Consider the following 22,490-nt stretch of genomic DNA (forward strand, 5'->3'; position numbering starts at 1 on the left):
TGAGACAAAGCCATGCGCGCCCAGTTCGTTCTGTCGGAGATCGGCGTCGGTCTCCGTCGCAACCTGACCATGACCATCGCGGTCGTGGTCAGTGTTGCGCTGTCGCTCGCCCTGGCCGGAGCCAGCCTGCTGGTGCGTGACCAGGTCAACTCGATGAAGGACTTCTGGTACGACAAGGTCGAGGTGAGCATCTACTTCTGCACCAAGGCCGACGCCAAGTCGGCCCAGTGTGCCGCCGGTGCCGCCACCGACCAGCAGATCGCCGACGTGAAGTCGAAGCTGGAGAAGATGCCGCTGGTGCAGAACTTCACCTTCGAGAGTTCGCAGGAGGCGTTCAAGCACTGGAAGGACCTCAACCCGGACAACCCGCTGATCGTCGCGGTGGGGGCGGAGGCGATGCCGCAGTCCTGGCGGGTGAAGCTGGTCGACCCGACCAAGTACGACGTGATGCAGAGCGCCTTCGCGGGCCTGCCGGGCGTCAAGTCGGTCCAGGACCAGAAGAAGATCCTGGAGAACCTGTTCGGGCTCCTGAACGGCCTACAGACGGCCGCCTTCGTGATCATGGTGTTGATGCTGTTCGTTGCGCTGCTGCTGATCGTGAACACCGTCCGGGTGTCCGCGTTCAGCCGACGGCGTGAGACCGGCATCATGCGCCTGGTCGGTGCCTCGAACTTCTACGTCCAGATGCCGTTCATCGCGGAGGCCGCATTCGCCGCGCTGCTCGGGGCCGCGCTGGCCTCCGGGCTGCTGGTGGGCGGGCACTTCTTCGTCCAGGGCTTCCTGGCCAAGAAGGTGGAGTTCATCCACTTCATCGGGCTCTCCTCGGTGCTGTCGGTGATCCCGCTGCTGGTCGTGGTCGGCATGGGGATGGCGGCGATCGCGGCGTTCTTCACCCTTCGGAAGTACCTGAAGGTCTGACGTCGGGTCGAGGACGGCGCCTAGACTCCGGTGCCATGCCGGTGACACTGCGCAGTGGGGTACGCCAGGGGGCCGTGCTCTCGCTGGTGTTCGGCGCCGTGCTGCTCGGTGGTGCGATGACCGGCGCGTGGAGCGAGCCCCCGGCGGCGGCCCGGCTCACGACCTCCGCGGACGTGCTGGACGGTCAGACGCTGGCCGGGGCCGTCCTCTCCCGGCAGCAGGCCGAGCAACTGCTGGCCGGGGGCGGCGACCCGTGGGCCGCGTACTACAGCCCCGAGGCGTACACCGGCCTCACCCAGGGCCGGTACGACGGTGTCGGCCTGTCGGTCCGCCGGGCGTCGGACGGGGTCACCACGGTGGCCCAGGTGACCCCGGCCGGGCCGGCCGAGCAGGCCGGGATCGTGGTCGGGGAGCGGCTGTTGCGGATCGACGGCGCCCCCGCCGACCGGCTGCCGGTCACCGAGGTGGTGGCCGGGCTGCGCGGCGCGGCCGGTTCGACCGTCGCCCTGGCGCTGCGCGGCCCCGGCGGCGAGGAGCGCGAACTCACCCTGAAGCGGGCCGAACTGGTGGCCCGTGACGTGACGGTGGACCACCCGGCGCCCGGGGTGGTCCGGATCGCGGTGCACGGCTTCACCGCCGGGGTGGCCGGGCAGGTCAAGGCGGCCGCCCGGGGGGCGAGCGGGGTGCTGCTCGACCTGCGCGGCAACTCCGGCGGGCTGGTCGACGAGGCCGCCGCCACCGCGGCGCTGTTCCTGGACGGCGGTCCGGTCGGCTCGTACCTCGAACACGGCGAGCGGCGCGAGCTCACCGCCGGGCCCGGCGGTGACACCGTCACCCCGTTGGTGGTGCTGGTCGACGGCGGCACCATGAGCGCCGCCGAGCTGCTGGCCGGAGCGCTCCAGGACCGCAGCCGGGCCGTCCTGGTCGGGTCCCGCACCTTCGGCAAGGGCACCGTCCAGCAGCCCAGCCGACTGGCCGACGGCGCCGTCCTCGAACTGACGGTGGGGCGCTACTTCACCCCGGCCGGCCGCTCCCCGGACGGCACCGGCCTGACCCCGGACGTCCCGCGCCCGCCCGGCGCCACCCCGGCCGACACCGTCCGACTGGCCGGCACCGTGCTCTCCGGCCTCGGCCGCAGGTAAAGGGGCTGCCGGGGGCCCGGCCGGGATGCGAGAATGATCGGCGCTATGGCTAAAGAAACCGGAAAGAAGCTGATCGCGCAGAACAAGAAGGCGCGACACGAGTACACCATCCTCGACACGTACGAATGCGGTCTGGTGCTGACCGGCACCGAGGTCAAGTCGCTCCGCGAGGGACGGGCCAACCTGGTGGACGGCTACGCCTACGTCCAGGGGCACGAGGTGTGGATCGACAACATCTTCATCCCCGAGTACACCCAGGGGACCTGGACCAACCACTCGGCGCGGCGGAAGCGCAAGCTGCTGCTGCACCGGATGGAGATCCACAAGATCGAGGCGAAGACCAAGGAGACCGGCCACACCCTGGTGCCGCTCTCGCTGTACTTCAAGGACGGCCGGGTGAAGCTCGAACTGGCCCTCGCGGTCGGCAAGAAGCTGCACGACAAGCGGCAGACCCTGCGCGAGAAGCAGGACCGTCGGGAGACGGACCGGGCGGTCGCGGCGGTCCGCCGCCGCCAGCAGGGTTAATCTGCTTGGCCAGGCCGGTCGCTGCGCGTAGTATGGGCGCAGCACCAACCGGAGGGTCCGCCCACCGGGAGCTGTTTCTCAACAAAACATGGGGATGATCGGTTTCGACAGGGGAAGTCGAAACAGGAGAAGCGAGCCGAGGAACGCGGCAATGATCTCGTTAACCATCTGCCGCAAAACAATAATCGCCAACTCTAAGCGCGATGCCCAGCAGTTCGCTCTCGCTGCCTAAGCGAAAGTGAACGGGTGTCAGACCGGGGAGTTCCCGACCCGGACCCTGGCATAATTTAGGGAACTCAACCTTCCACCCCGGTCACGGGGGTCGGCGGGGAAACCAAACAGTGACTGGGCCTGTTGGCGGCTTGTCCGCGTGACTGCCAGGGCCGAGAAAATCACAGCGGACTGCGCTCGGAGAAGTCCTGAATCCACTCCACTGGACCCGGGTTCGATTCCCGGCATCTCCACCACCCCATGTGTATCGAAGGCCGCCCTCCACACCGGAGGGCGGCCTTCGTGCTTCCCGGGCTCGTCCTCACAGCGCTACGGTCCGTCGGGTGAGAGGACGGTTCCTCGAGTGTCACAGCCCACAACGAGGGCGAAATCACCGTCTCCTAACGTCAGTTGGTACAGGGCACCGGGCAGGCAAGGGGAGCGCGATGGGCACCGACACGGCAGCGCAGGGCAGAGCGGGTGGCCGCTGGATAGCGGACTGGCGACCGGAGGACGCCGGTTTCTGGGAGCGGACCGGGCGGCAGGTGGCCAACCGGAACCTGCTGTTCTCGATCATCTCCGAGCACATCGGCTTCTCGGTCTGGAGCCTCTGGTCGGTGATGGTCCTCTTCATGGGCCCGAAGTACGGCGTGGACCCGGCCGGCAAGTTCTTCCTGGTCGCGGTGCCCACGCTGGTCGGTGCGTTCGTCCGGATTCCGTACACCGTCGCGGTGGCCCGGTTCGGCGGGCGGAACTGGACGATCGTCTCGGCGCTGCTGCTCCTGCTGCCGACCCTGGCGGCCGCCTACGTGATGCACCCCGGCACCTCGTACACCACGTTCATGCTGGTCGCTGCCCTGACCGGGCTCGGCGGCGGGAACTTCGCGTCCTCGATGACCAACATCAACGCCTTCTTCCCGCAGCACCGGAAGGGCTGGGCACTCGGGCTGAACGCGGGTGGCGGCAACATCGGGGTGCCGGTGATCCAGCTGGTCGCGCTCGGCGTGATCACCTGGGCCGGGGCCACCCACCCGAGACTGGTGCTGGGCATCTACCTGCCGCTGATCGTGATCGCGGCGACCTGCGCGGCGCTCTTCATGGACAACCTGGCGCCGGTGCGGAGCGACACCGGGGCGCTGGCCGAGATCGTCCGGCAGAAGCACACCTGGCTGATGTCCGTGCTCTACATCGGCACCTTCGGCTCCTTCATCGGCTTCAGCTTCGCCTTCGGCCTGGTGCTGCAGAACCAGTTCGGCCGCACTCCGCTGCAGGCCGCCCAACTGACCTTCGTCGGCCCGCTGCTGGGCTCGCTGATCCGACCGGTCGGCGGCCGGCTGGCGGACCGGCTCGGCGGGGCCCGGATCACGCTGTGGAACTTCGCCGCGATGGCCGCCGCCGCCGCGCTGGTCACCTACGCGTCCTCGATCAGGTCGCTGCCGGTCTTCCTGACCGGCTTCATCGCGCTGTTCGTCTTCGCCGGTCTCGGCAACGGCTCCACCTACAAGATGATCCCGGTGATCTTCGAGGCCAAGGCGCAGGACCGGATCGCCCAACTCGGCGACACGGTCGAGCAGGCGGCCGCCTGGTCCCGCCGGATGTCCGGCGCGGCGGTCGGCGTGATCGGCGCGGTCGGTGCGCTCGGCGGACTCTTCATCAACCTGGCGTTCCGGCAGTCCTTCCTGGTGGCGAAGACCGGCACCCCGGCCTTCGCCTCCTTCCTGGGGGCGTACGGGATCTGCTTCGCGCTCACCTGGGCGGTGTACCTGCGCCGTCCGAGGGCCGGCGCAGGTGAGACCGTGCCGGACCCGGCGCTGGTCCGGGCCTGACCCGGTCGCGACCGGCCGTCCAGCCCCTGGACGGCCGGTCCGACCTGCGAAACGAGCCGGAAATCGGACCGACCCCGCCGTGGAACCGCCGGGAGGCAGGATTTCCCGTCCACCCCCCTTCCGGCCCGCCGCAGCCGGAAGGCGCACCACCGAAGGACCGCGAACCATGGACGATCTGACGAGCAGTCGCCCCACCGACCGTGCCGAACCGGTGCCGCCACTGGCCGGGTTCACCATCGGCATCACCGCCGCCCGGCGGGCCGAGGAGCTCGCCGCACTGCTCCAGCGCCGGGGTGCCGCCGTCCTGCGGGCCCCCGCCCTGCGGATCGTGCCGCTCACCGACGACACCGAACTGCTCGCCGCCACCCGGGCGTTGGTCGCCGACCCGCCGGACATCGCGGTGGCCACCACCGGCATCGGCTTCCGGGGCTGGATTGAGGCAGCCGAGGGCTGGGGCCTCGGCGACGACCTGATCGACCGGCTGGGCAAGGCCGTGGTGCTCGCGCGCGGCCCCAAGGCCAAGGGGGCGATCCGGGCCGCCGGGCTGCGCGAGGAGTGGTCGCCCGAGTCGGAGTCCTCGGTCGAGGTGCTGGCCCGGCTGCTGGACCAGGGCGTGGACGGCCGCCGGATCGCGGTCCAGCTGCACGGCGCCCCGCTGCGGGACTTCGTCGACTCGCTGACGGCGGCCGGCGCCGAGGTGGTCGAGGTCCCGGTCTACCGCTGGCTGCCGCCCGCCGACCTGGCCCCGCTGGACCGACTGCTGGACGCCTGCTGCGCGGGCGCCCTGGACGCGGTCACCTTCACCAGCGCCCCCGCCGCGATCAGCCTGCTCGACCGGGCCGAACAGCGCGGACTGACCGCCGAGTTGCTGCACGCGCTGCGCCGGGACGTTCTACCGGTCTGCGTCGGCCCGGTGACGGCGGCCCCGCTGGAGGAACTGGACGTCGCCACGGTCTGGCCGGAGCGGATGCGACTCGGCGCGATGGTCCAGTTGCTCACCGCCCAGCTGCCGGAGCGGGCGCGACGGCTCTCGGTGGCCGGGCACGCGGTCGAACTGCGGGGCCAGGCGGTGCTGGTGGACGGCGAGTTGCGGCCGGTGCCGCCGGCCGGGATGGCGCTGCTCCGGGCGCTGGCGCGGCGGCCGGGGTGGGTGGTGCCGAGGGCCGAGCTGCTGCGGGTGCTGCCGGGGAGCGGGAACGACGAGCATGCGGTGGAGACGGCGATGACGCGGCTGCGCTCCGCGCTGGGCGCCCCCGGGCTGGTGGCCACCGTCGTCAAACGGGGGTACCGATTGGCCCTCGACCCGGTCGCCGACCCGGGCGAGAAGTACGGCACGGCCTGACCGGCCGGGGGCCGCGCTTCTGGCAGGTGCTCCGGGTCCACGGTCCAGGTGCTCGGGGGCTACACCTTCGGCAAGCGCTCGAACATCTAGGGTCCAGGGGCTCGGGGCTGCGCTCTGGGCAGGCGATCGGGCATCTACGGTCAGGGGCTCGGGGAACTGCGAGGAGGTCTGGCGTTCGGGTCACAGACGAAAGTGCCTGACCACCTACGCAACGGTCACCTTGCACGGGTCGGCGTCGCAGTTCCCCGAGCCCCTGACTCCGTAGCGGGCTGAGCCACCTGCAAAAAAGTTGGCGTCGCCCACGCGGCGGAGCCGCACATCAGCGGAGCCCCGGGCCCCTGACTCCGTAGCGGGCTGAGCCACCTGCAAAAAAGTTGGCGTCGCCCGCGCGGCGGAGCCGCACATCAGCGGAGCCCCGAGCCCCTGGTGGCACAGGCGGTGGTTCTTCGGGGGGCTTCGGGCGTAGGATCATCCGTCCGTCTCTTTTCCGAGGTCCTTCGCCGCACCCCCCGAGGCCATGCACAGCAGCTCTGACTCAGACACCATCCGCGCCCGCGAGATCGCGGGCGAACAGCGCCATCTCGACACGGTGTACCACCGGCTGGAGGAGAAGCTCGCCGAGGCCGAGTACATCCTGGAGGACGCCGCCAAGCGCGTACAGGTCGGCACGCCCGGCGCGCTCGCCGAGCGGGACGCCCAGGTGTACCGCGCGGGCGCGCACCTGCACCGGTTGAACGCGGAGTTCGAGGACTTCCTGTTCGGCCGGATCGACCTCCAGGAGGCCGATGCGCCGGAGGAGCACGGCATCCCGTCGCAGACCCCGCTCGATCCGGCCGACCCGGCGGTGGCGGAGACGCTGCACATCGGGCGGCTCGGCGTGCTCGACGCCGAGTTCGGGCCGCTGGTGATCGACTGGCGGGCACCGGCCGCCGCGCCGTTCTACCGGTCCACCCCGCTGGAGCCCGGCCGGGTGATCCGCCGACGGGTGATCCGGTCGAAGGGTCGCAAGGTGCTCGGGGTCGAGGACGACCTGCTGCGCCCCGACCTGACCCCGACCCTGGCCGGCCAGGAGCTCGCGGTGGTCGGCGACGGTGCGCTGATGGCCTCGCTCGGCCGGGCCCGCAGCCACTCGATGCGCGACATCGTCTCCTCGATCCAGCGCGAGCAGGACGAGGTGATCCGGGCCCCCGCGCCGGGCGCCACCCTGGTGACCGGCGGCCCCGGCACCGGGAAGACCGCGGTCGCGCTGCACCGGGCCGCTTTCCTGCTCTACCAGGACCGCCGCCGGTACGCGGGCGGCATCCTGGTGGTCAGCCCGACCGCGCTGCTGGTCTCGTACACCGAGGGCGTGCTGCCCTCGCTGGGCGAGGAGGGCCAGGTCGCGATCCGGGCCGTCGGCAGCCTGGTGGACGGCATCGAGGCGGGCCGGTACGACACCCCGGAGGCCGCGCACGTGAAGGGCTCGGCCCGGATGGTGACGCTGATGCGCCGGGCGGCCAAGGCCGCGCTGGAGCTGGGCGCGCCGACCGAGCTGAAGGTGTTCGCCCGGGGCGAGGCGCTCCGGTTGGACGCCAACAAGCTCCGGGCGGTGCGCGGCAACGTGATCGGCAGCGGCGGCACGCCGCTGAACCTGCTCCGTCCGCGGGCCCGCAGGCTGCTGCTGGACGCGCTCTGGCAGGAGGCGATCAGGCACCAGCCGCGTCCGTCCGACCACTACGCCAGGGAGCAGCGCCAGGAGGAGAAGGAGTCGTTCGACGAGTACGTCTCCGACGAGGCGGTCTTCCTGGACTTCCTGGACGCCTGGTGGCCGTCCCTGACCCCCCGCCGGGTGCTGGCCACCCTCAAGCAGACCCGGCACACCAACCGGATCGCCCGCCGGGCCGTCACGCCGGACGAGGCGCGCCTGCTGGCCGCCTCCTGGCACGAGCTCACCGACCGCGGTGAGGGCCCGCTCTCGGCGCACGACGTGGCGCTGGTGGACGAGCTGCAGCTACTGCTCGGCGAGGCGGCCAGGCGGGTGGTCCGCGAGGTCGACGCGGTCGACCTGCTGACCGGCCTGGAGGAGGTCACCACGTACGCCGACCGGTCGGCCAGGCAGCGCGACCGGGTGCCGGTCGAGCGGGTCGAGTACGCGCACGTGATCGTGGACGAGGCGCAGGACCTCACCCCGATGCAGTGGCGGATGATCGGCCGGCGCTCCCGGATGGCGACCTGGACCATCGTCGGCGACCCGGCGCAGTCCTCCTGGCCGTTCCCGCAGGAGGCGCAGGCGGCGATGGACGAGGTGCTGGCGGGCAAGCCGCGCCGTCGGCACACGCTGACGGTGAACTACCGCAACCCGTCCGAGATCGCCGACGTGGCGGCCAAGGTGCTGGCGCTGGCCGCGCCCGGCACCCCCTCGCCGACGGCGGTCCGCTCGACCGGGCTTGCGCCGCGCTTCGCGGCGGCGGCCTCGGCCGACCCGGCGGTCTTCGCGGCCGCCGCCCGGGCCGAGCTGACCCGGCTGCTGGCCGAGGTGGACGGCACCGTCGCGGTGGTGGTCCCGATGGACCGCAGGGCCGAGGCGGCGGGCTGGATCGAGGGTCTCGGCGAGCGCGCGGTGGCGCTCGGCAGCCTGGAGGCCAAGGGCCTGGAGTACGACGCCACGGTGGTGGCCGACCCGGTCGGCATCGCGGGGGAGTCGGAGGCGGGGCTGCGGGTGCTGTACGTCGCGCTGACCCGGGCGACCCAGCGGCTGACCGTGCTCTCGGGCCCGGACGACCTGCCGGACGCGGACGGGGTGCCGGCGCTGCTGCGCTGACGGTCCGACACGGCGAAGGCCCCTCACCACTGGTGAGGGGCCTTCCGACGTTAGTGACACCGACCCGCCATGCTCGCCTCGCGGCAAGTGGTCGCTCGTAGCGACGAAGGTTGGGCCCGGGGGCTTGGATCGAGCCGGTGTCTTGTCCAATGTAACGCATCGTCCGTGGAGGGCAAGAAGCCTTGTCGGGTCCGGACACTCAATGAACGTTATTTCTGGCAGGCCCTTGGTTGGTGCGACGATCGAGGTCTAGCATGCCCAAGGCATGAGATTTTCAACAAAGTGTTGATCCAGGAAGAAGGACGTCGATGGCGACGGTGCCCAGTGTCTCGAACTCGATCACGGTGCGGCTGGAGGTCCCGGCCACCGGAAACGCGGTGAGCTCGATCACCACGGCGGTCGAGTCCTCCGGCGGTTCGGTCACCGGTCTCGACGTCACCGCCTCGGGCCTGGAGGCGCTCCGGATCGACGTGACGGTGGCGGCCTCCTCGGTGGCGCACGGCGAGGAGATCGTCGAGAAGCTGCGGGCGATCGACGGGGTGGCGATCGGCCGGGTCTCGGACCGGACCTTCCTGATGCACCTCGGCGGCAAGATCGAGATGTCCTCCAAGCTGCCGATCCGCAACCGTGACGACCTCTCGATGATCTACACCCCCGGTGTGGCCCGGGTCTGCATGGCGATCGCCGAGAACCCCGAGGACGCCCGGCGGCTGACCATCAAGCGCAACAGCGTCGCGGTGGTCACCGACGGCTCCGCCGTGCTGGGCCTGGGCAACATCGGCCCGATGGCCGCGCTGCCGGTGATGGAGGGCAAGGCCGCGCTGTTCAAGCGGTTCGCCAACATCGACGCCTGGCCGATCTGCCTGGACACCCAGGACGCCGACGAGATCGTCGCGATCGTGAAGGCGATCGCCCCCGGCTTCGCGGGCATCAACCTGGAGGACATCTCCGCGCCGCGCTGCTTCGAGATCGAGGCCCGGCTGCGCGAGGCGCTGGACATCCCGGTCTTCCACGACGACCAGCACGGCACCGCGATCGTGGTGCTGGCCGCGCTGACCAACGCGCTGCGGGTGGTCGGCAAGGAGATCTCCGAGATCCGGATCGTGATGTCGGGCGCCGGCGCGGCCGGTACCGCGATCCTCAAGCTGCTGCTGGCGGCCGGTGTCGAGCACGCCACCGTGGCCGACGTCAGCGGCGTGGTGCACAGCGGCCGGGAGGACCTGAACGACTCGCTGCGCTGGATCGCCGAGCACACCAACCGCTCGGGCCGCACCGGCACCCTCAAGGAGGCCGTGGCGGGCGCCGACGTCTTCATCGGCGTCTCGGCCCCGAACGTGCTGGACGGGGACGACCTGGCCACCATGGCCGAGAACTCGATCGTCTTCGCGCTGGCCAACCCGGACCCGGAGGTCGACCCGGCGGTGGCCCGGCAGACCGCCGCGGTGGTGGCCACCGGCCGCAGCGACTTCCCGAACCAGATCAACAACGTGCTGGTCTTCCCCGGCGTGTTCCGCGGCCTGCTGGACGCGCAGAGCCACACCGTCAACACCGAGATGATGATCGCCGCCGCCCGGGCGCTGGCCACCACGGTCGCCGACGACCAGCTGAACGCCAACTACATCATCCCGAGCGTCTTCCACCCCGACGTGGCCAAGACGGTGGCCGCAGCCGTCCGGGAGGCCGCCCTGGCGGCCCGTGGCGGCGCGGAGCCCGCCCCGTCGAAGCCCACCCACGGGATCGTCGGCACGCTCGACACCGCGGCTTTCCCGGCCGTTCGGCTCTAGGTCGCACGGCTGCCCGGGAGCGCCCGCGGGCTCGGGCAAATGCCCGGTCGGCGGCCCTACCCATCCCCACACGCCCCGAACCCTTGCGACACAAGGGGAAGGGGCGTGTTTGGGCTTGTCGGTGCCAGGGCGTACGGTAGCCCTGCACGGGGCAGGCGTGTCCGACAAGTACGGAACGTCCCCCTGGGCTCCCGGCGTGTCCTCCGGACCGTCGCCCGATCCGGTCCGCCGGAGCCGACGGAGCGTCACAACTCCGGTGGGCGGGCACTGTTCGGGTCAACCGCGCCGGGGTCCGATTGGCTTTCTCAGTGCCGGTCGGGGCAGGATTCGTACCCAGGACGTGCGGTTTGAGGCGCTTCGGGGTGCAAGCCCGACCCCTGACCAACCCTCGCCTGAATGAGCACAGTGTGCGGACCAGCGGCCCGTCCGGCCACCTCCAGAACGTGGGGGCCCGGGAGGGATCGACCGATGGGCCCCCGCACACCGCAACGCGAACAGACCACAGGAGTACACATGAACCGCAGTGAGCTGGTGGCCGCTCTGTCGGAGCGCGCCGAGGTGACCCGCAAGGACGCCGACGCTGTTCTGGCCGCCTTCGCCGAGGTTGTCGGCGAGGTCGTCGCCAAGGGCGACGAGAAGGTCACCATCCCCGGCTTCCTGACCTTCGAGCGCACCCACCGTGCCGCTCGTACGGCCCGTAACCCGCAGACCGGCGACCCGATCCAGATCCCGGCCGGCTTCAGCGCCAAGGTCAGCGCCGGTTCGAAGCTGAAGGAAGCCGCCAAGGGCAAGTGACCCGCAGCAGCTGAAACGACCGTGGCCGGTCCCCCCGAGGGGGGACCGGCCACGGTCGTTCCTGCGTGCGGATCAGGCGGGCTGGAGCTCCTCGCTGGGCAGCTCCACCTGGGCGCCGAGGTCCCGGAGCTTCGCCATGAAGTTCTCGTAGCCCCGGTTGATCAGGTCGATGCCGTGCACGGTCGAGGTGCCCTCGGCCGCCAGCGCCGCGATCAGGTACGAGAAGCCGCCGCGCAGGTCGGGGATGACCAGCTCGCCGCCGATCAGCTTGGACGGGCCGGAGACCACCGCGGAGTGCTGGAAGTTCCGGGCGCCGAAGCGGCAGGGGGTCCCGCCCAGGCACTCGCTGTAGAGCTGGATGTGCGCGCCCATCTGGTTCAGCGCGCCGGTGAAGCCGAGCCGGGACTCGTACACCGTCTCGTGCACGATCGAGAGGCCGTCGGCCTGGGTCAGCGCGACCACCAGCGGCTGCTGCCAGTCGGTCTGGAAGCCCGGGTGCACGTCGGTCTCCAGGGCGATCGCCTTGAGCTCGCCGCCCGGGTGCCAGAACCGGATGCCCTCGTCGTCGATCTCGAAGGCGCCGCCGACCTTCCGGAAGGTGTTCAGGAAGGTCATCATCGGGATCTGGTCGGCGCCCCGGACGTAGATGTCGCCCTTGGTGGCCAGCGCCGCGCAGGCCCAGGAGGCCGCCTCGAGGCGGTCCGGCAGGGCGCGGTGGTTGTAGCCGGAGAGCTCGTCCACGCCGGTGATCAGGATGGTCCGGTCGGTGCCCAGCGAGATGATCGCGCCCATCTTCTGCAGCACGCAGATCAGGTCGACGATCTCCGGCTCGACGGCCGCGTTGCGCAGCTCGGTGACACCCTCCGCGAGCACTGCGGTGAGCAGTACCTGCTCGGTCGCGCCGACCGAGGGGTAGGGCAGCTCGATCTTGGTGCCCTGCAGCCGCTGGGCCGCCACCAGGTAGGTGCCCTGCGGGTGCTTCTCGATGGTGGCGCCGAACTGGCGGAGCACCTCGAAGTGGAAGTCCACCGGCCGGCCGCCGATGTCGCAGCCGCCCAGGCCCGGGATGAAGGCGTGGCCGAGCCGGTGCAGCAGCGGGCCGCAGAACAGGATCGGGATCCGCGAGGAGCCCGCGTGCGCGTCGATGTCGGCGACGTTGGCGCTCTCCACGTGCGAGGGGTCGAGGATCAGCTCGCCCTCCTCGTCACCGGTGCGCACCGTCACGCCGTGCAGCTGCAGCAGCCCGCGGACCACCTTGACGTCGCGGATGTCCGGGACGTTGCGCAGTCTGCTGGGGCCCGTGCCGAGCAGGGCGGCGACCATGGCCTTGGGGACCAGGTTCTTCGCACCACGGACCCGGATCTCGCCTTCGAGCGGGTTTCCGCCGTGGACCAGCAGGACGTCGTCGGTCATCGTTCTCGCAATCCGGGATGCCAAATGGGGGGTGAGTCGGCTGCGGAGCAGGGCAGACGCAAGTGGAAGGATCTTCCACCGGAGTAGAAGGCCCTTCCACCACCTATAGATGGTAAGGGGCGGACGATTGGTTCCCTTGCGCCCTATTGGTGATCATGCTCCGCCGGGAGCCGACACGGCGGGCCGGTTCGGCCGTTCGGGTGGCGAGGAGCCGTCTGCCCGCTTTCGTGTTGGGCACTCCTGCCGGGCCGGACTGCGGGATCATGTGGGGTATGACCCCGGCCTCCTCGCACACCGGCCGACTCCTGGTCGCCACGCCGATGCTGACCGACCCGAACTTCGCCCGCTCCGTGGTGCTGCTGCTGGACCACGACGAGCAGGGCGCGCTCGGCGTGGTGCTCAACCACCCCACCCCGATCGAGGTGGCGGCGGTGCTGGACGGCTGGTCAGCGCTGGCGGCCCGCCCCTCGGTGCTCTTCCAGGGCGGCCCCGTCGGCCTGGACTCGGCGCTCGCGGTGGCCGTGGTCCCCGGCGAGCCCGGGCAGGCCGAGCCGCTCGGCTGGCGCCGGCTGCACGGCGCGATCGGGCTGGTCGACCTGGAGGCTCCGCCCGAGCTGCTGGCCGGCGAACTGGGCGGGCTGCGGGTCTTCGCCGGGTACGCGGGCTGGTCGCCCGGGCAGCTGGAGGCGGAGCTCGCCGAGGGTGCCTGGTACCTGCTGGACTGTGAGCCAGGCGACATTTTCTGTCCGGAGCCGGAACGGCTCTGGCGCGCGGTGCTGCGCCGCCAGCGCGGCCCGCTCGCGGTGCTCGCGACGTACCCGGACGACCCGACACTGAACTGACACGGGCTCCCGCAGCGGCCCCGGGCCCCATAGACTTGGCCCCCATGAGCACTCTTGAGCCCGAGCGCGGTCTCGGTACCGGCACCCTGGTCGAGCCCGTCCCCCAGGTGTCCAACGGCGACGGCGACCACGAGCGCTTCGCGCACTATGTCCAGAAGGACAAGATCATGGAGAGCGCGCTCTCCGGCTCCCCGGTGGTCGCGCTCTGCGGCAAGGTCTGGGTCCCCGGGCGCGACCCGAAGAAGTACCCGGTCTGCCCGATGTGCAAGGAGATCTTCGACGGCATCGGCAAGCCGCAGGACGGCGACGGCGACAACAAGCAGTAATCCTGCCTATTGGTCTATGCCAATCGTGGTCGGGCGGGGCAGGATGAGTTCATGGATCTCATCCCGGCCCCGCTGAGTGTCACCCGTCCCGAGACCGGCGAGTTCGCGCTGGACGCCAGTACCCCGCTGACCGCCGAACCCGGGCTGGAGGGAGTCGAGTTCTGGCTCCGCGCCGCGCTCGGTGCCGCCACCGGTCTGCCGCTGCGACCCGGCCCGGGCGGGATCGAGCTGCGGCTCGACGGGTCGCTGGCCCCGGAGGAGTACCGGCTCTCGGTCGGCGCCGACGGCGCCCGGCTGGCCGCGGGGGCCCCGGCCGGCGCCTTCCGTGCCGCCCAGACGCTCCGTCAGCTGCTCGGCCCGGACGCCTACCGCCGTGCCCCGGTGCGCCGCACCGGCTGGGCGCTGCCGTACGTCGAGATCGCGGACGCGCCCCGGTTCGGCTGGCGCGGGGCGCTGCTGGACGTCTCCCGGCACTTCCTGCCCAAGGCGGACGTGCTGCGCTTCCTGGACCTGATCGCCGCGCACAAGCTCAACGTGCTGCACCTGCACCTGACGGACGACCAGGGCTGGCGGATCGAGATCGAGCGCTACCCCCGGCTCACCGAGGTGGCCTCCTGGCGGGACCGCTCGATGGTCGGCTTCCGGGACGCCCAGCGGCACGTCGAGGAGCCGCACGGCGGTTTCTACACCCAGGACGACCTGCGCGAGATCGTCGCGTACGCGGACGCCCGGCACATCACCGTGGTGCCGGAGATCGACCTGCCGGGCCACTCGCAGGCCGCCATCTCGGCCTACCCCGAGCTCGGCAACACCGACGTGGTGGACACCGCGGAACTCTCGGTGTGGACCGACTGGGGGGTCAGCGCGAACATCCTGAACGCCTCCGAGCAGACCCTGCGGTTCTACGAGGGCGTGCTGGAGGAGGTGCTGGCGATCTTCCCGTCGCAGTTCGTCCACCTGGGCGGCGACGAGTGCCCCAAGGACCAGTGGCGGGCCAGTCCGGCCGCGCAGGCCCGGATCAAGGAGCTCGGGCTGGCCGACGAGGACGAGCTGCAGAGCTGGTTCATCCGGCACTTCGACCGCTGGCTGGCCGACCGGGGCCGCCGGCTGATCGGCTGGGACGAGATCCTGGAGGGCGGGCTCGCGCCCGGCGCGGCGGTCTCCTCCTGGCGCGGCTACGAGGGCGGGGTGGCGGCCGCCAAGGCGGGCCACGACGTGGTGATGTGCCCCGAGCAGCACGTCTACCTGGACCACCGGCAGGGGCCCGGCGAGGACGAGCCGATCCCGGTCGGCTTCGTCCGCAGCCTGGAGGACGTCTACCGGTTCGAGCCGGTCCCGCCGGAGCTCAGCACGCTGGACGACGACGGCGCCGCGGCCGCCCGGGTGATCGGCACCCAGGCCAACCTGTGGACCGAGTTCGCCGACGACGCCCGGGACGTCGACTTCCGGACCTTCCCCCGGCTGGCCGCGTTCGCCGAGGTGGCCTGGTCCGACCTGCCGCGCGACCCGGCGGCCCGGGACTGGGCGGACTTCGAGCGCCGGATGACCACCCACTACGCCCGGCTGGACGCGCTCGGGGTCGAGTACCGGCCCGCCGACGGACCGCTGCCCTGGCAGCGCCGCCCCGGAGTGCTCGGCCGCCCGAAGGAGGGCCCCGGGAACCTCTGAACCCGGTCCGTACGTCAACAACAGGTGAAGATCCGATCCGGTCCGACCGGATCGGATCGTTCGCTGCCTGGATTCGTCCGGGATTCTCCCCGCCTGTCCGTCCCCCGGGAAATGATCACCAAGCTTTGTGTGCCAGAGTTGCCCAACCCGCCCCGATCGCCCGTACCCTACGGGCCAGGCCGCACCGCCGGGAGACGGCGGGCAGTTGATGAGCAAGTGGAGCACGGTGGATTCCTGGTGAACCGGACGATCATGCTGCCGGCCTCGCTCGACGAGGCTGTCGAGGCGCTCGCCGCCACTCCCGGCGCGGTGCCGGTGGCCGGTGCCACCGACCTGATGGAGGCGGTCAACGCGGGCCGGCTCCGCCCGGCCGCGCTGATCGGCCTCGGCCGGATCACCGAACTGCGGGGCTGGCGCTACGAGGACGGCGGCACCGCCGTCCTGGGCGCCGGACTCACCCACGCCCGGATGGACCGCCCGGACTTCGCCGCGCTGATCCCCGCGCTGGCCGACGCCGCCCGGACCGCAGGACCGCCGCAGATCCGCAACGTCGGCACGCTCGGCGGCAACATCGCCACCGCCGCACCCGCCGGGGACACCCTGCCGGTGCTGGCCGCCCTGGAGGCCACCGTCACGCTGGCCAGGGCCGGCAGCACCCGCGAGGTGCCGGTCAGTCACCTGCTCACCGGCCTGGACCCGGTCCGCCCCGGCGAGCTGCTGACCTGGGTGCGGGTCCCGCTGCTGCACGCCCCCCAGGTCTTCCTGAAGGCCACCGGCCGCAGCGGCCCGTCCCGGGCCACCGCCTCGGTCGCCCTGGTGCTGGACCCGGCCCGGCGGGCCGTCCGGTGCGCCGTCGGCGCCGTCGCCCCCGTACCGCTGCGCCCGCTGGAGGCCGAGTCCTGGGTGGCCGGCTGCATCGACTGGGACGCCCGCGGCGACCAGGCCGCCAGTGCCATCGACCCGGCTGCGGCCGCCGCGTTCGGCGAGTACGTGGCCGCCGCCTGCGTGCCCGACGGCATGACCGAGAGCGGCCCCGGGGGGGCGCACGCGGCCGCGTTGAGGCTCCGGCGTACGGTAGCCGTGCTGGCCCGCCGGGCACTGGGAAGGGCGCTGAAGTGACGGACGACCTCATGGGCGCCGACGTGCGTCCGACCGCCTCGTACACCCTGCGGGTCAACGGCTTCGAACGGCCGGTCAGTGACGCGTGGATCGGCGAGAGCCTGCTCTACGTGCTGCGCGAGCGGCTCGGTCTGGCCGGTGCCAAGGACGGCTGCGAGCAGGGCGAGTGCGGGGCCTGCTCGGTGCAGGTGGACGGCCAGTTGGTGGCCGGCTGCCTGGTGCCCGCGGCGCTCGCCTCGGACAGCGAGATCGCCACCGTCGAGGGGCTGTCCGCCGGTGGCGCCGCCAGCGACGTGCAGCAGGCGCTCGCCGACTCCGGTGCCGTGCAGTGCGGTTACTGCACCCCCGGGATGGCGATGGCCGTCCACGACCTGCTCCAGCGCAACCACCGGCCCAGCGAGGTGGAGACCAGGCAGGCGCTCTGCGGCAACCTCTGCCGCTGCACCGGCTACCAGGGCGTGCTGGCCGCCGTGCAGACCGTCGCCGAGGCGCGCGGGGTGGTCGAGGAGCCCGTCGCCGCCGACCCGTCGGCCGAGGCCGCCGTACCGGTCGCGCAGCCCGTCCCGGTGCTGCCCGCCCAGTCCGCCGCCGACCTGCCGCTGGCCGGGGAGCACCCGCTGTACGCCGACTCCGAGGTCTGGGTCGAGGCCGAGCCGCAGCCGGCCGCCCGCGAGTACGCCGCCACCACCCACCAGACCGGCGTCTACGAGCCGGACTACAGCACCCCGTACTACGACCCTGCGCCGTACGACCCGGGCTTCGAGGCCCCGTACGAGACCGGCCGGCACGAGGCCACCCCGGCCCACGGCACCGCCGCCGACGGCCCGGTGGGCACGCCCGCGCACGGCACCCCGTACTACCCGACCCCCGCGCACGGCACGTCCTTCGACGGGCCGGACTACGACGCGCCGCCGGTCTACGACGCTCCGGCCTACGACGGCACGGTGTACGACGGCAACACCCCGCCCCACGGCATCCGGCTCCCCGAGGACGATCGCGCATGAGCTCGCCCACCGACCTCACCGGCCCGCTCGCCCCGTCGGCCGACGAACTGCCGGACGGCGCAGAGCCGTTCGGCCTGGGCAGCTCCGCCCCGCGGACCGACGCGCTGCCCAAGGCGCTCGGCATCTACCCGTACGCCGCCGACCTGTGGGCCGAGGGGCTGCTCTGGGGCGCGGTGCTGCGCTCGCCGCACCCGTCCGCCCGGATCGTCTCGATCGACACCGCCGCCGCGCTGGCCTTGCCGGGTGTGCACGCCGTGATCACCGCCGCTGACCTGCCGCCGGTCCCGGAGGGCGCCCCCGAGGCCGCCCCGGACGGCCGGGGGAGCGCGGACCGTCCGGTGCTGGCCTCCGGCGTGGTCCGGCACCACGGCGAACCGGTCGCCGCGGTGGCCGCCGACCACCCGGACACCGCCCGGCTGGCAGCCGCCTCGATCGTGGTCGAGTACGAGCCGCTGGAGGCCGTCACCGACCCCGAACAGTCCTTCAACGCACCACCGTTGCACCCCGACGGCAACCTGTTCCGGCACCTGCCGCTGCGCAGCGGTGACCCGGAGGCGGTCGGCGAGGTGATCGTCGAGGGCCTGTACCAGGTCGGCCGGCAGGACCCGGCCCCGATCGGCGCCGAGGCCGGCCTGGCCGTCCCGCGCCCCGACGGCGGCGTCGAGCTGCACCTCTCCTCCACCGACCCGCACGGCGACCGGGACCGCACCGCGGCCGGTCTCGGCCTGGACCCGGACCGGGTCCGGCTGGTGGTCACCGGTGTGCCCGGCGCGACCGCCGACCGCGAGGACCGCTCGTTCCAGGTCACCCTGGCGCTGCTCGCGCTGCGCACCGGCCGCCCGGTGAAGATGACCCTCACCCGGGAGGAGTCCTTCCAGAGCCACCCCTCCCGGCACCCCGCCCTGCTGCGCTACCGCCACCACGCCGACGCCGAGGGCAAGTTGGTGAAGGTGGAGGCGCAGATCCTGCTGGACGGCGGGGCCTACGCGGAGGTCTCCGCCGAGGCGCTGGCCGCCGCCGCGGCCTTCTCGGTCGGCCCCTATGTCTGCCCGAACGTCTTCGTGGACGCCTGGGCGGTGCGCACCAACAACCCGCCCGCCGGGCGGATGCGGGGCGAGGGCGCACTGCAGACCTGCTTCGCCTACGAATCCCAACTCGACCAGCTGGCCGCACAGTTGGGCATCGACCCGCTGGAGATCCGGCGCCGCAACGCGCTCGCCACCGGCGACCCGATGCCGACCGGACAGGCCGTCACCTGCCCCGCCCCGGTGGCCGCGCTGCTCGACGCGGTGGCCACCGCACCGCTGCCGCCGCTCCCGCTGGACGACCCGGACAGCGAGTGGCTGCTGCCCGGTGGCCCGGGCGGCGCCGGCGACCCGGCCGCCGTCCGCCGGGGGATCGGCTACGCGGTCGGCATGGTGCACATGCTCGGCGCGGAGGGCGAGGACGAGGTGTCCACCGCCACCGTCCGGGTCAGCGGCGACCACGCCACCGTGATCTGTCCGGCGGTCGACTCGGGGCAGGGTTTCGCAACCCTGGCCCGGCAGATCGTGCAGTCCGTGCTCGGAGTCTCCGAGGTCTACATCGCCCCCGCCGACAGCGACCAGTCCTCGGCCGGTCCCTCCGCCCGGGGCCGGCACACCTGGGTCTCCGGCGGGGCGGTGGAGCGGGCCGCGCTGATGGTCCGGCACCAGCTGCTGCAGCCGATCGCGGCCAACTTCGGGATGTCCGTCGAGCTGCTCTCGATCGCCGACGGCAAGATCACCTCGTACGACGGCGTGCTCGGCATGCCGGTCACCGAGGCGCTGGAGGGCAAGGAGCTCTGGGCCACCGCCCAGTGCCGGCCGCACCCCACCGAGCCGCTCGACGAGGCCGGCCAGGGCGACGCCTTCGTCTCGATCGCGTTCTGCGCGATGCGGGCCGTGGTGGACGTCGACATCGAGCTCGGCGCCGTCCGGGTGGTCGAGATGACGGTCGCCCAGGACGTCGGCCGTGCCCTGAACCCCCGTCAGATCGAGGACCGGATCGAGGCCGCGGTCGCCCAGGGCGTCGGCATCGCCCTGCTGGAGGACCTCCGCACCGAGGGCGGCCGCCTGGTCAACCCCTCGCTCACCGGCTACCGCCTGCCCACCGCCCTGGACACCCCCGAGGTCCGGATCGCCGCCCTGATCGAGGACCGCGACGTGGTCGCCACCTTCGGCGCCAAGGCGGTCAGCGCCGTCCCCGCCGTGGTCGCCCCGGCCGCCGTGGCCGCCGCCGTCCGCGCCGCCACCGGCCTGCCGGTCGGGCGGCTGCCGATCCTGCCCGAGGACGCGACGGTCGGCTGAGGGGCCGTCGGACCGCGCGGTTGGGGTGTTCCCCGGTACAGCTGATCTTTCGGCGGGGCACGGGCGGGGGTCCGGATGCAGGACGTGAACGTCACCACCAGCGGGGTGCGCAGGGCGGGCGACAGCATGGGGGAGCTGAACGGGCAGACCAGGAGCCGGCTCTCCGGCGCGCTGGACTCCAGCGAGACCGGGGGCGCACTGGACGCGGGCTGGTCCTCCCCCGCGACCCTGCGGGAGTACGCCGGGGGACTGGGAGCGGCACATGGTGGCTGGCCGACCGGCTGCAGCGGCTCTCCGAGCAGCTGCACAGCTCGGCCGACGAGTACGACGCGGCGGACGCCGAGGCCGACGCCCGGAGACGTCTCCGACCTCATCCGGGAGGCGCTCCGCCAGGCCCGCGAGGCGGACGCGCTCGCCGAGCCGGAGCTGCGCACCCTGATGGGCAAGACGTACGAGTCCGACCCGGGCGGTCGTGCTGGGAGGGCTCTCGGTGTGGTGGTTCAGCACGGCGTACGACGAGCGGCGCCGCGCGGCGCTGGCGAGCTGCCTGGACCTGCCGGCCAACACCGTTATGCGGGTGGGGGCTTGGGGTGCACTCGGGTTCGGCGTGCCGGCCGTCCTGCTGCCCCTGGCCCTGCGCCTGCTGGGTCAGGCCCGGCTGGGGCTGCTGCCCGTCCTCGCACTGGTGGCCGGCCTGGCACTGGTGGGCACGGGTGTGTTCCTGGTCACCGACACACTCGGCCAGGGCTCGGGCGGCGGTTGTGCTCCGGCGCCGCGCCGCCGGCCTTCGACGTCCGTTCGGCACAGAACTCGGAATGAGGTCTCACGACAGGCGTACCCGACGGCTCGTCGGCACCCTTGCGCTGGCGGTGCAGAAGCGGACGCAGCCGCTGCAGATGTGCTCGGTGTTCACCGGTCGAGGACGTCAGCTGTGGCGAAGGCGTGCAGAGGCGTGGGGTTCTGCCCATGTCAGGTAGTCGGGCGATACGATCGAGCGGTGCATGCCTCCAAGGCGTGCACCGCAGTCTCCAACTGACGGGGTAACGGGGTAGGGATGACGCTGACCAGGACCATGCGCGCGCTCGGCGCCACCACGCTGGCCGCCGGGTTGCTGCTGAGCTCGGCGCCGCTCGCCTCGGCGGACGAGGTGCGGGACGGGCAGTGGCCGAACCAGCAGTTCGACCTCGACAAGGTCTGGTCGGTGAGCAGGGGTGACGGGGTCATCGTCGCGGTCATCGACCAGGGAGTGGACACCACTCACCCCGACCTGGCCGGGCAAGTGCTGCCCGGGTATGACCCGGGTGGCCAGGGTCGTGAGAAGAAGCCCACGGTGGACCACGGCACTTCGATGGCGGCCATCATCGCGGCGAAGGGCCATGGGGGCAACGCGGGTGTGGTCGGAATGGCGCCCGGCGCAAAGATCCTGCCCATCTTCAAGAACACTGCAGCCAATTCCGACGGTATCCCTGAGGGCATCCGGTGGGCCGCCGACAATGGTGCGAGGGTTATCAATCTCTCGCAGACTAGCCCCGGCGCGGCCAGCCCTCGAATGAACGATGCGATCGCCTACGCTGCGGCGAAGGACGTGCTGATCATCGCGGGCGTGGGCAACGACGGGAGTACACCAATCGGCAATCCGGCGAACGTGCCGGGCGTGCTGGCCGTCGGGGCGTTCGACAAGACCGGCAAGATCTGGGCCAAGTCCAACTACGGGCCTGAGGTGATGCTCACCGCGCCTGGTAGCGAGATCGTCGTGGCGGGTGACTGCTCGGGGAGCAAGTACTGCTCCGTCAACGGGACTTCGCCGGCGACGGCGTACGTGTCCGGTACGGCTGCCCTGCTGCGCGCGAAGTTCCCGAATCTGACGGCCGGGCAGATCGCGAACCGCCTGGTGAAGTCGGCAAAGGCTCCGGCCGCACTGGGCGGGGCGAAGCTGCCGGACGAACGGTACGGCTACGGGCTCATCCGTCCCTACGAAGCCCTCACCCAGGACATCCCGGCAGGACCGGAGCAGGGCCCCTTGGGGAAGATCGCAGCTCCGGGCGGCTCCGCCAGCGCTCCTGCCGCCACAACGTCCGGCGGTACGGCTCCTGACAGTAGCGTTGCCGGGACCGGGGCGGGCGACGGTGTGAAGTCGGAGGATTTCTCCATCGTCGGGAAGGGCCTTGCCGTGGCCGCCGTCGTCCTGTTGGTGCTCGCTGGCCTGTTCGTTGTGTTGATCGTGGTCCTGGTGAAGGGGTCCAAGCGCCGCCGGGCCGCTGCTGCGGCGTCGGCTGCTCCGGCCCCGTACGGGTATCCGCAGGCCCAGTCGCCGTACCCGAACCAGCCCTACGGACACCAGCCCCCGCCTTACGGGCACCAGTCATACGGAGGTCAGCAGCCGCCGCAGCCGCCGCAACAGAATCCGTACGGTTCCGGTGGTAACCAGTAACGCTGAGGGTGTGTCAGA

The 22,490-nt window shown here is 71.9% G+C and carries 16 protein-coding genes and 1 other RNA gene; 16 read left to right on the top strand and 1 reads right to left on the bottom strand.

The window, feature by feature from the left end; genetic code table 11:
* The first annotated feature begins 12 nt into the window (after nt 1-12).
* The 9 genes from ftsX to ACIRPK_RS28350 all read left to right on the top strand — a co-directional run bounded on the left by ftsX (nt 13) and on the right by ACIRPK_RS28350 (nt 11,342).
* Nucleotides 13-918: a permease-like cell division protein FtsX gene (gene ftsX / locus ACIRPK_RS28310; RefSeq protein ID WP_403043323.1), complete on the top strand. Its 906-nt coding sequence runs from the start codon at nt 13-15 to the stop codon at nt 916-918.
* 35 nt (nt 919-953) lie between these two features.
* Nucleotides 954-2,060, top strand: coding sequence for a S41 family peptidase (locus ACIRPK_RS28315; RefSeq protein ID WP_403043326.1), 1,107 nt, complete (start codon nt 954-956; stop codon nt 2,058-2,060).
* Between the two features lie 45 nt (nt 2,061-2,105).
* Complete coding sequence (gene smpB / locus ACIRPK_RS28320) at nt 2,106-2,585, top strand: SsrA-binding protein SmpB (protein ID WP_403043329.1); 480 nt, start codon at nt 2,106-2,108, stop codon at nt 2,583-2,585.
* Between the two features lie 90 nt (nt 2,586-2,675).
* Nucleotides 2,676-3,052: a transfer-messenger RNA gene (gene ssrA / locus ACIRPK_RS28325) on the top strand.
* Between the two features lie 189 nt (nt 3,053-3,241).
* Nucleotides 3,242-4,621: a nitrate/nitrite transporter gene (locus tag ACIRPK_RS28330; RefSeq protein ID WP_403043332.1), complete on the top strand. Its 1,380-nt coding sequence runs from the start codon at nt 3,242-3,244 to the stop codon at nt 4,619-4,621.
* A gap of 166 nt (nt 4,622-4,787) precedes the next feature.
* Nucleotides 4,788-5,963: a uroporphyrinogen-III synthase gene (locus ACIRPK_RS28335; RefSeq protein WP_403043335.1), complete on the top strand. Its 1,176-nt coding sequence runs from the start codon at nt 4,788-4,790 to the stop codon at nt 5,961-5,963.
* Nucleotides 5,964-6,480: 517 nt separating this feature from the next.
* Nucleotides 6,481-8,763, top strand: a complete 2,283-nt coding sequence (locus ACIRPK_RS28340) for a HelD family protein (protein WP_403043337.1) — start codon at nt 6,481-6,483, stop codon at nt 8,761-8,763.
* 308 nt (nt 8,764-9,071) lie between these two features.
* Nucleotides 9,072-10,547 (top strand): NAD-dependent malic enzyme, encoded by a 1,476-nt coding sequence (locus ACIRPK_RS28345; protein WP_403043340.1) that lies wholly within the window; start codon nt 9,072-9,074, stop codon nt 10,545-10,547.
* A gap of 513 nt (nt 10,548-11,060) precedes the next feature.
* Nucleotides 11,061-11,342, top strand: a complete 282-nt coding sequence (locus ACIRPK_RS28350) for an HU family DNA-binding protein (protein WP_057237508.1) — start codon at nt 11,061-11,063, stop codon at nt 11,340-11,342.
* 72 nt (nt 11,343-11,414) lie between these two features.
* Here ACIRPK_RS28350 and murA read toward each other — a convergent pair whose 3' ends face one another.
* Nucleotides 11,415-12,755, bottom strand: a complete 1,341-nt coding sequence (gene murA, locus ACIRPK_RS28355) for a UDP-N-acetylglucosamine 1-carboxyvinyltransferase (RefSeq protein WP_403043343.1) — start codon at nt 12,753-12,755, stop codon at nt 11,415-11,417.
* Between the two features lie 263 nt (nt 12,756-13,018).
* On the opposite strand from murA, the gene ACIRPK_RS28360 reads away from it, so the two are divergent.
* The 7 genes from ACIRPK_RS28360 (at nt 13,019) to ACIRPK_RS28390 (ending at nt 22,472) form a co-directional block, all read left to right on the top strand.
* Nucleotides 13,019-13,597 (top strand): YqgE/AlgH family protein, encoded by a 579-nt coding sequence (locus tag ACIRPK_RS28360; RefSeq protein ID WP_403043433.1) that lies wholly within the window; start codon nt 13,019-13,021, stop codon nt 13,595-13,597.
* Nucleotides 13,598-13,641: 44 nt separating this feature from the next.
* Nucleotides 13,642-13,923: a DUF3039 domain-containing protein gene (locus tag ACIRPK_RS28365; RefSeq protein ID WP_403043345.1), complete on the top strand. Its 282-nt coding sequence runs from the start codon at nt 13,642-13,644 to the stop codon at nt 13,921-13,923.
* A gap of 51 nt (nt 13,924-13,974) precedes the next feature.
* Entirely contained in the window at nt 13,975-15,591 is a 1,617-nt protein-coding gene (locus ACIRPK_RS28370; protein WP_403043347.1) for a beta-N-acetylhexosaminidase, read from the top strand.
* A gap of 252 nt (nt 15,592-15,843) precedes the next feature.
* Complete coding sequence (locus ACIRPK_RS28375; protein WP_403043435.1) at nt 15,844-16,710, top strand: FAD binding domain-containing protein; 867 nt, start codon at nt 15,844-15,846, stop codon at nt 16,708-16,710.
* Nucleotides 16,707-17,714, top strand: a complete 1,008-nt coding sequence (locus ACIRPK_RS28380) for a (2Fe-2S)-binding protein (protein WP_403043350.1) — start codon at nt 16,707-16,709, stop codon at nt 17,712-17,714. Before ACIRPK_RS28375 ends, ACIRPK_RS28380 begins: the two co-directional genes overlap by 4 nt.
* A complete protein-coding gene (locus ACIRPK_RS28385) occupies nt 17,711-20,041 on the top strand; it encodes a xanthine dehydrogenase family protein molybdopterin-binding subunit (protein WP_403043351.1) in 2,331 nt (776 codons plus the stop codon). The genes ACIRPK_RS28380 and ACIRPK_RS28385 overlap by 4 nt, the downstream gene beginning before the upstream one ends.
* 1,054 nt (nt 20,042-21,095) lie before the next feature.
* Nucleotides 21,096-22,472 carry a S8 family serine peptidase gene (locus ACIRPK_RS28390; protein ID WP_403043354.1) on the top strand — a complete coding sequence of 459 codons (1,377 nt, stop codon included), beginning with the start codon at nt 21,096-21,098 and terminating at the stop codon, nt 22,470-22,472.
* Nucleotides 22,473-22,490 lie beyond the last annotated feature (18 nt).

The organism is Kitasatospora sp. NPDC101801 (assembly GCF_044766665.1).
Lineage (GTDB): Bacteria > Actinomycetota > Actinomycetes > Streptomycetales > Streptomycetaceae > Kitasatospora.

Excerpts from the sequence above, each read along its gene's own strand:
- ftsX (WP_403043323.1), top strand. The coding sequence starts at position 13 with ATGCGCGCCCAGTTCGTTCTGTCGGAGATCGGCGTCGGTCTCCGTCGC.
- ACIRPK_RS28315 (WP_403043326.1), top strand. The coding sequence starts at position 954 with ATGCCGGTGACACTGCGCAGTGGGGTACGCCAGGGGGCCGTGCTCTCG.
- smpB (WP_403043329.1), top strand. The coding sequence starts at position 2,106 with ATGGCTAAAGAAACCGGAAAGAAGCTGATCGCGCAGAACAAGAAGGCG.
- ACIRPK_RS28330 (WP_403043332.1), top strand. The coding sequence starts at position 3,242 with ATGGGCACCGACACGGCAGCGCAGGGCAGAGCGGGTGGCCGCTGGATA.
- ACIRPK_RS28335 (WP_403043335.1), top strand. The coding sequence starts at position 4,788 with ATGGACGATCTGACGAGCAGTCGCCCCACCGACCGTGCCGAACCGGTG.
- ACIRPK_RS28340 (WP_403043337.1), top strand. The coding sequence starts at position 6,481 with ATGCACAGCAGCTCTGACTCAGACACCATCCGCGCCCGCGAGATCGCG.
- ACIRPK_RS28345 (WP_403043340.1), top strand. The coding sequence starts at position 9,072 with ATGGCGACGGTGCCCAGTGTCTCGAACTCGATCACGGTGCGGCTGGAG.
- ACIRPK_RS28350 (WP_057237508.1), top strand. The coding sequence starts at position 11,061 with ATGAACCGCAGTGAGCTGGTGGCCGCTCTGTCGGAGCGCGCCGAGGTG.
- murA (WP_403043343.1), bottom strand. The coding sequence starts at position 12,755 with ATGACCGACGACGTCCTGCTGGTCCACGGCGGAAACCCGCTCGAAGGC.
- ACIRPK_RS28360 (WP_403043433.1), top strand. The coding sequence starts at position 13,019 with ATGTGGGGTATGACCCCGGCCTCCTCGCACACCGGCCGACTCCTGGTC.
- ACIRPK_RS28365 (WP_403043345.1), top strand. The coding sequence starts at position 13,642 with ATGAGCACTCTTGAGCCCGAGCGCGGTCTCGGTACCGGCACCCTGGTC.
- ACIRPK_RS28370 (WP_403043347.1), top strand. The coding sequence starts at position 13,975 with ATGGATCTCATCCCGGCCCCGCTGAGTGTCACCCGTCCCGAGACCGGC.
- ACIRPK_RS28375 (WP_403043435.1), top strand. The coding sequence starts at position 15,844 with ATGCTGCCGGCCTCGCTCGACGAGGCTGTCGAGGCGCTCGCCGCCACT.
- ACIRPK_RS28385 (WP_403043351.1), top strand. The coding sequence starts at position 17,711 with ATGAGCTCGCCCACCGACCTCACCGGCCCGCTCGCCCCGTCGGCCGAC.
- ACIRPK_RS28390 (WP_403043354.1), top strand. The coding sequence starts at position 21,096 with ATGACGCTGACCAGGACCATGCGCGCGCTCGGCGCCACCACGCTGGCC.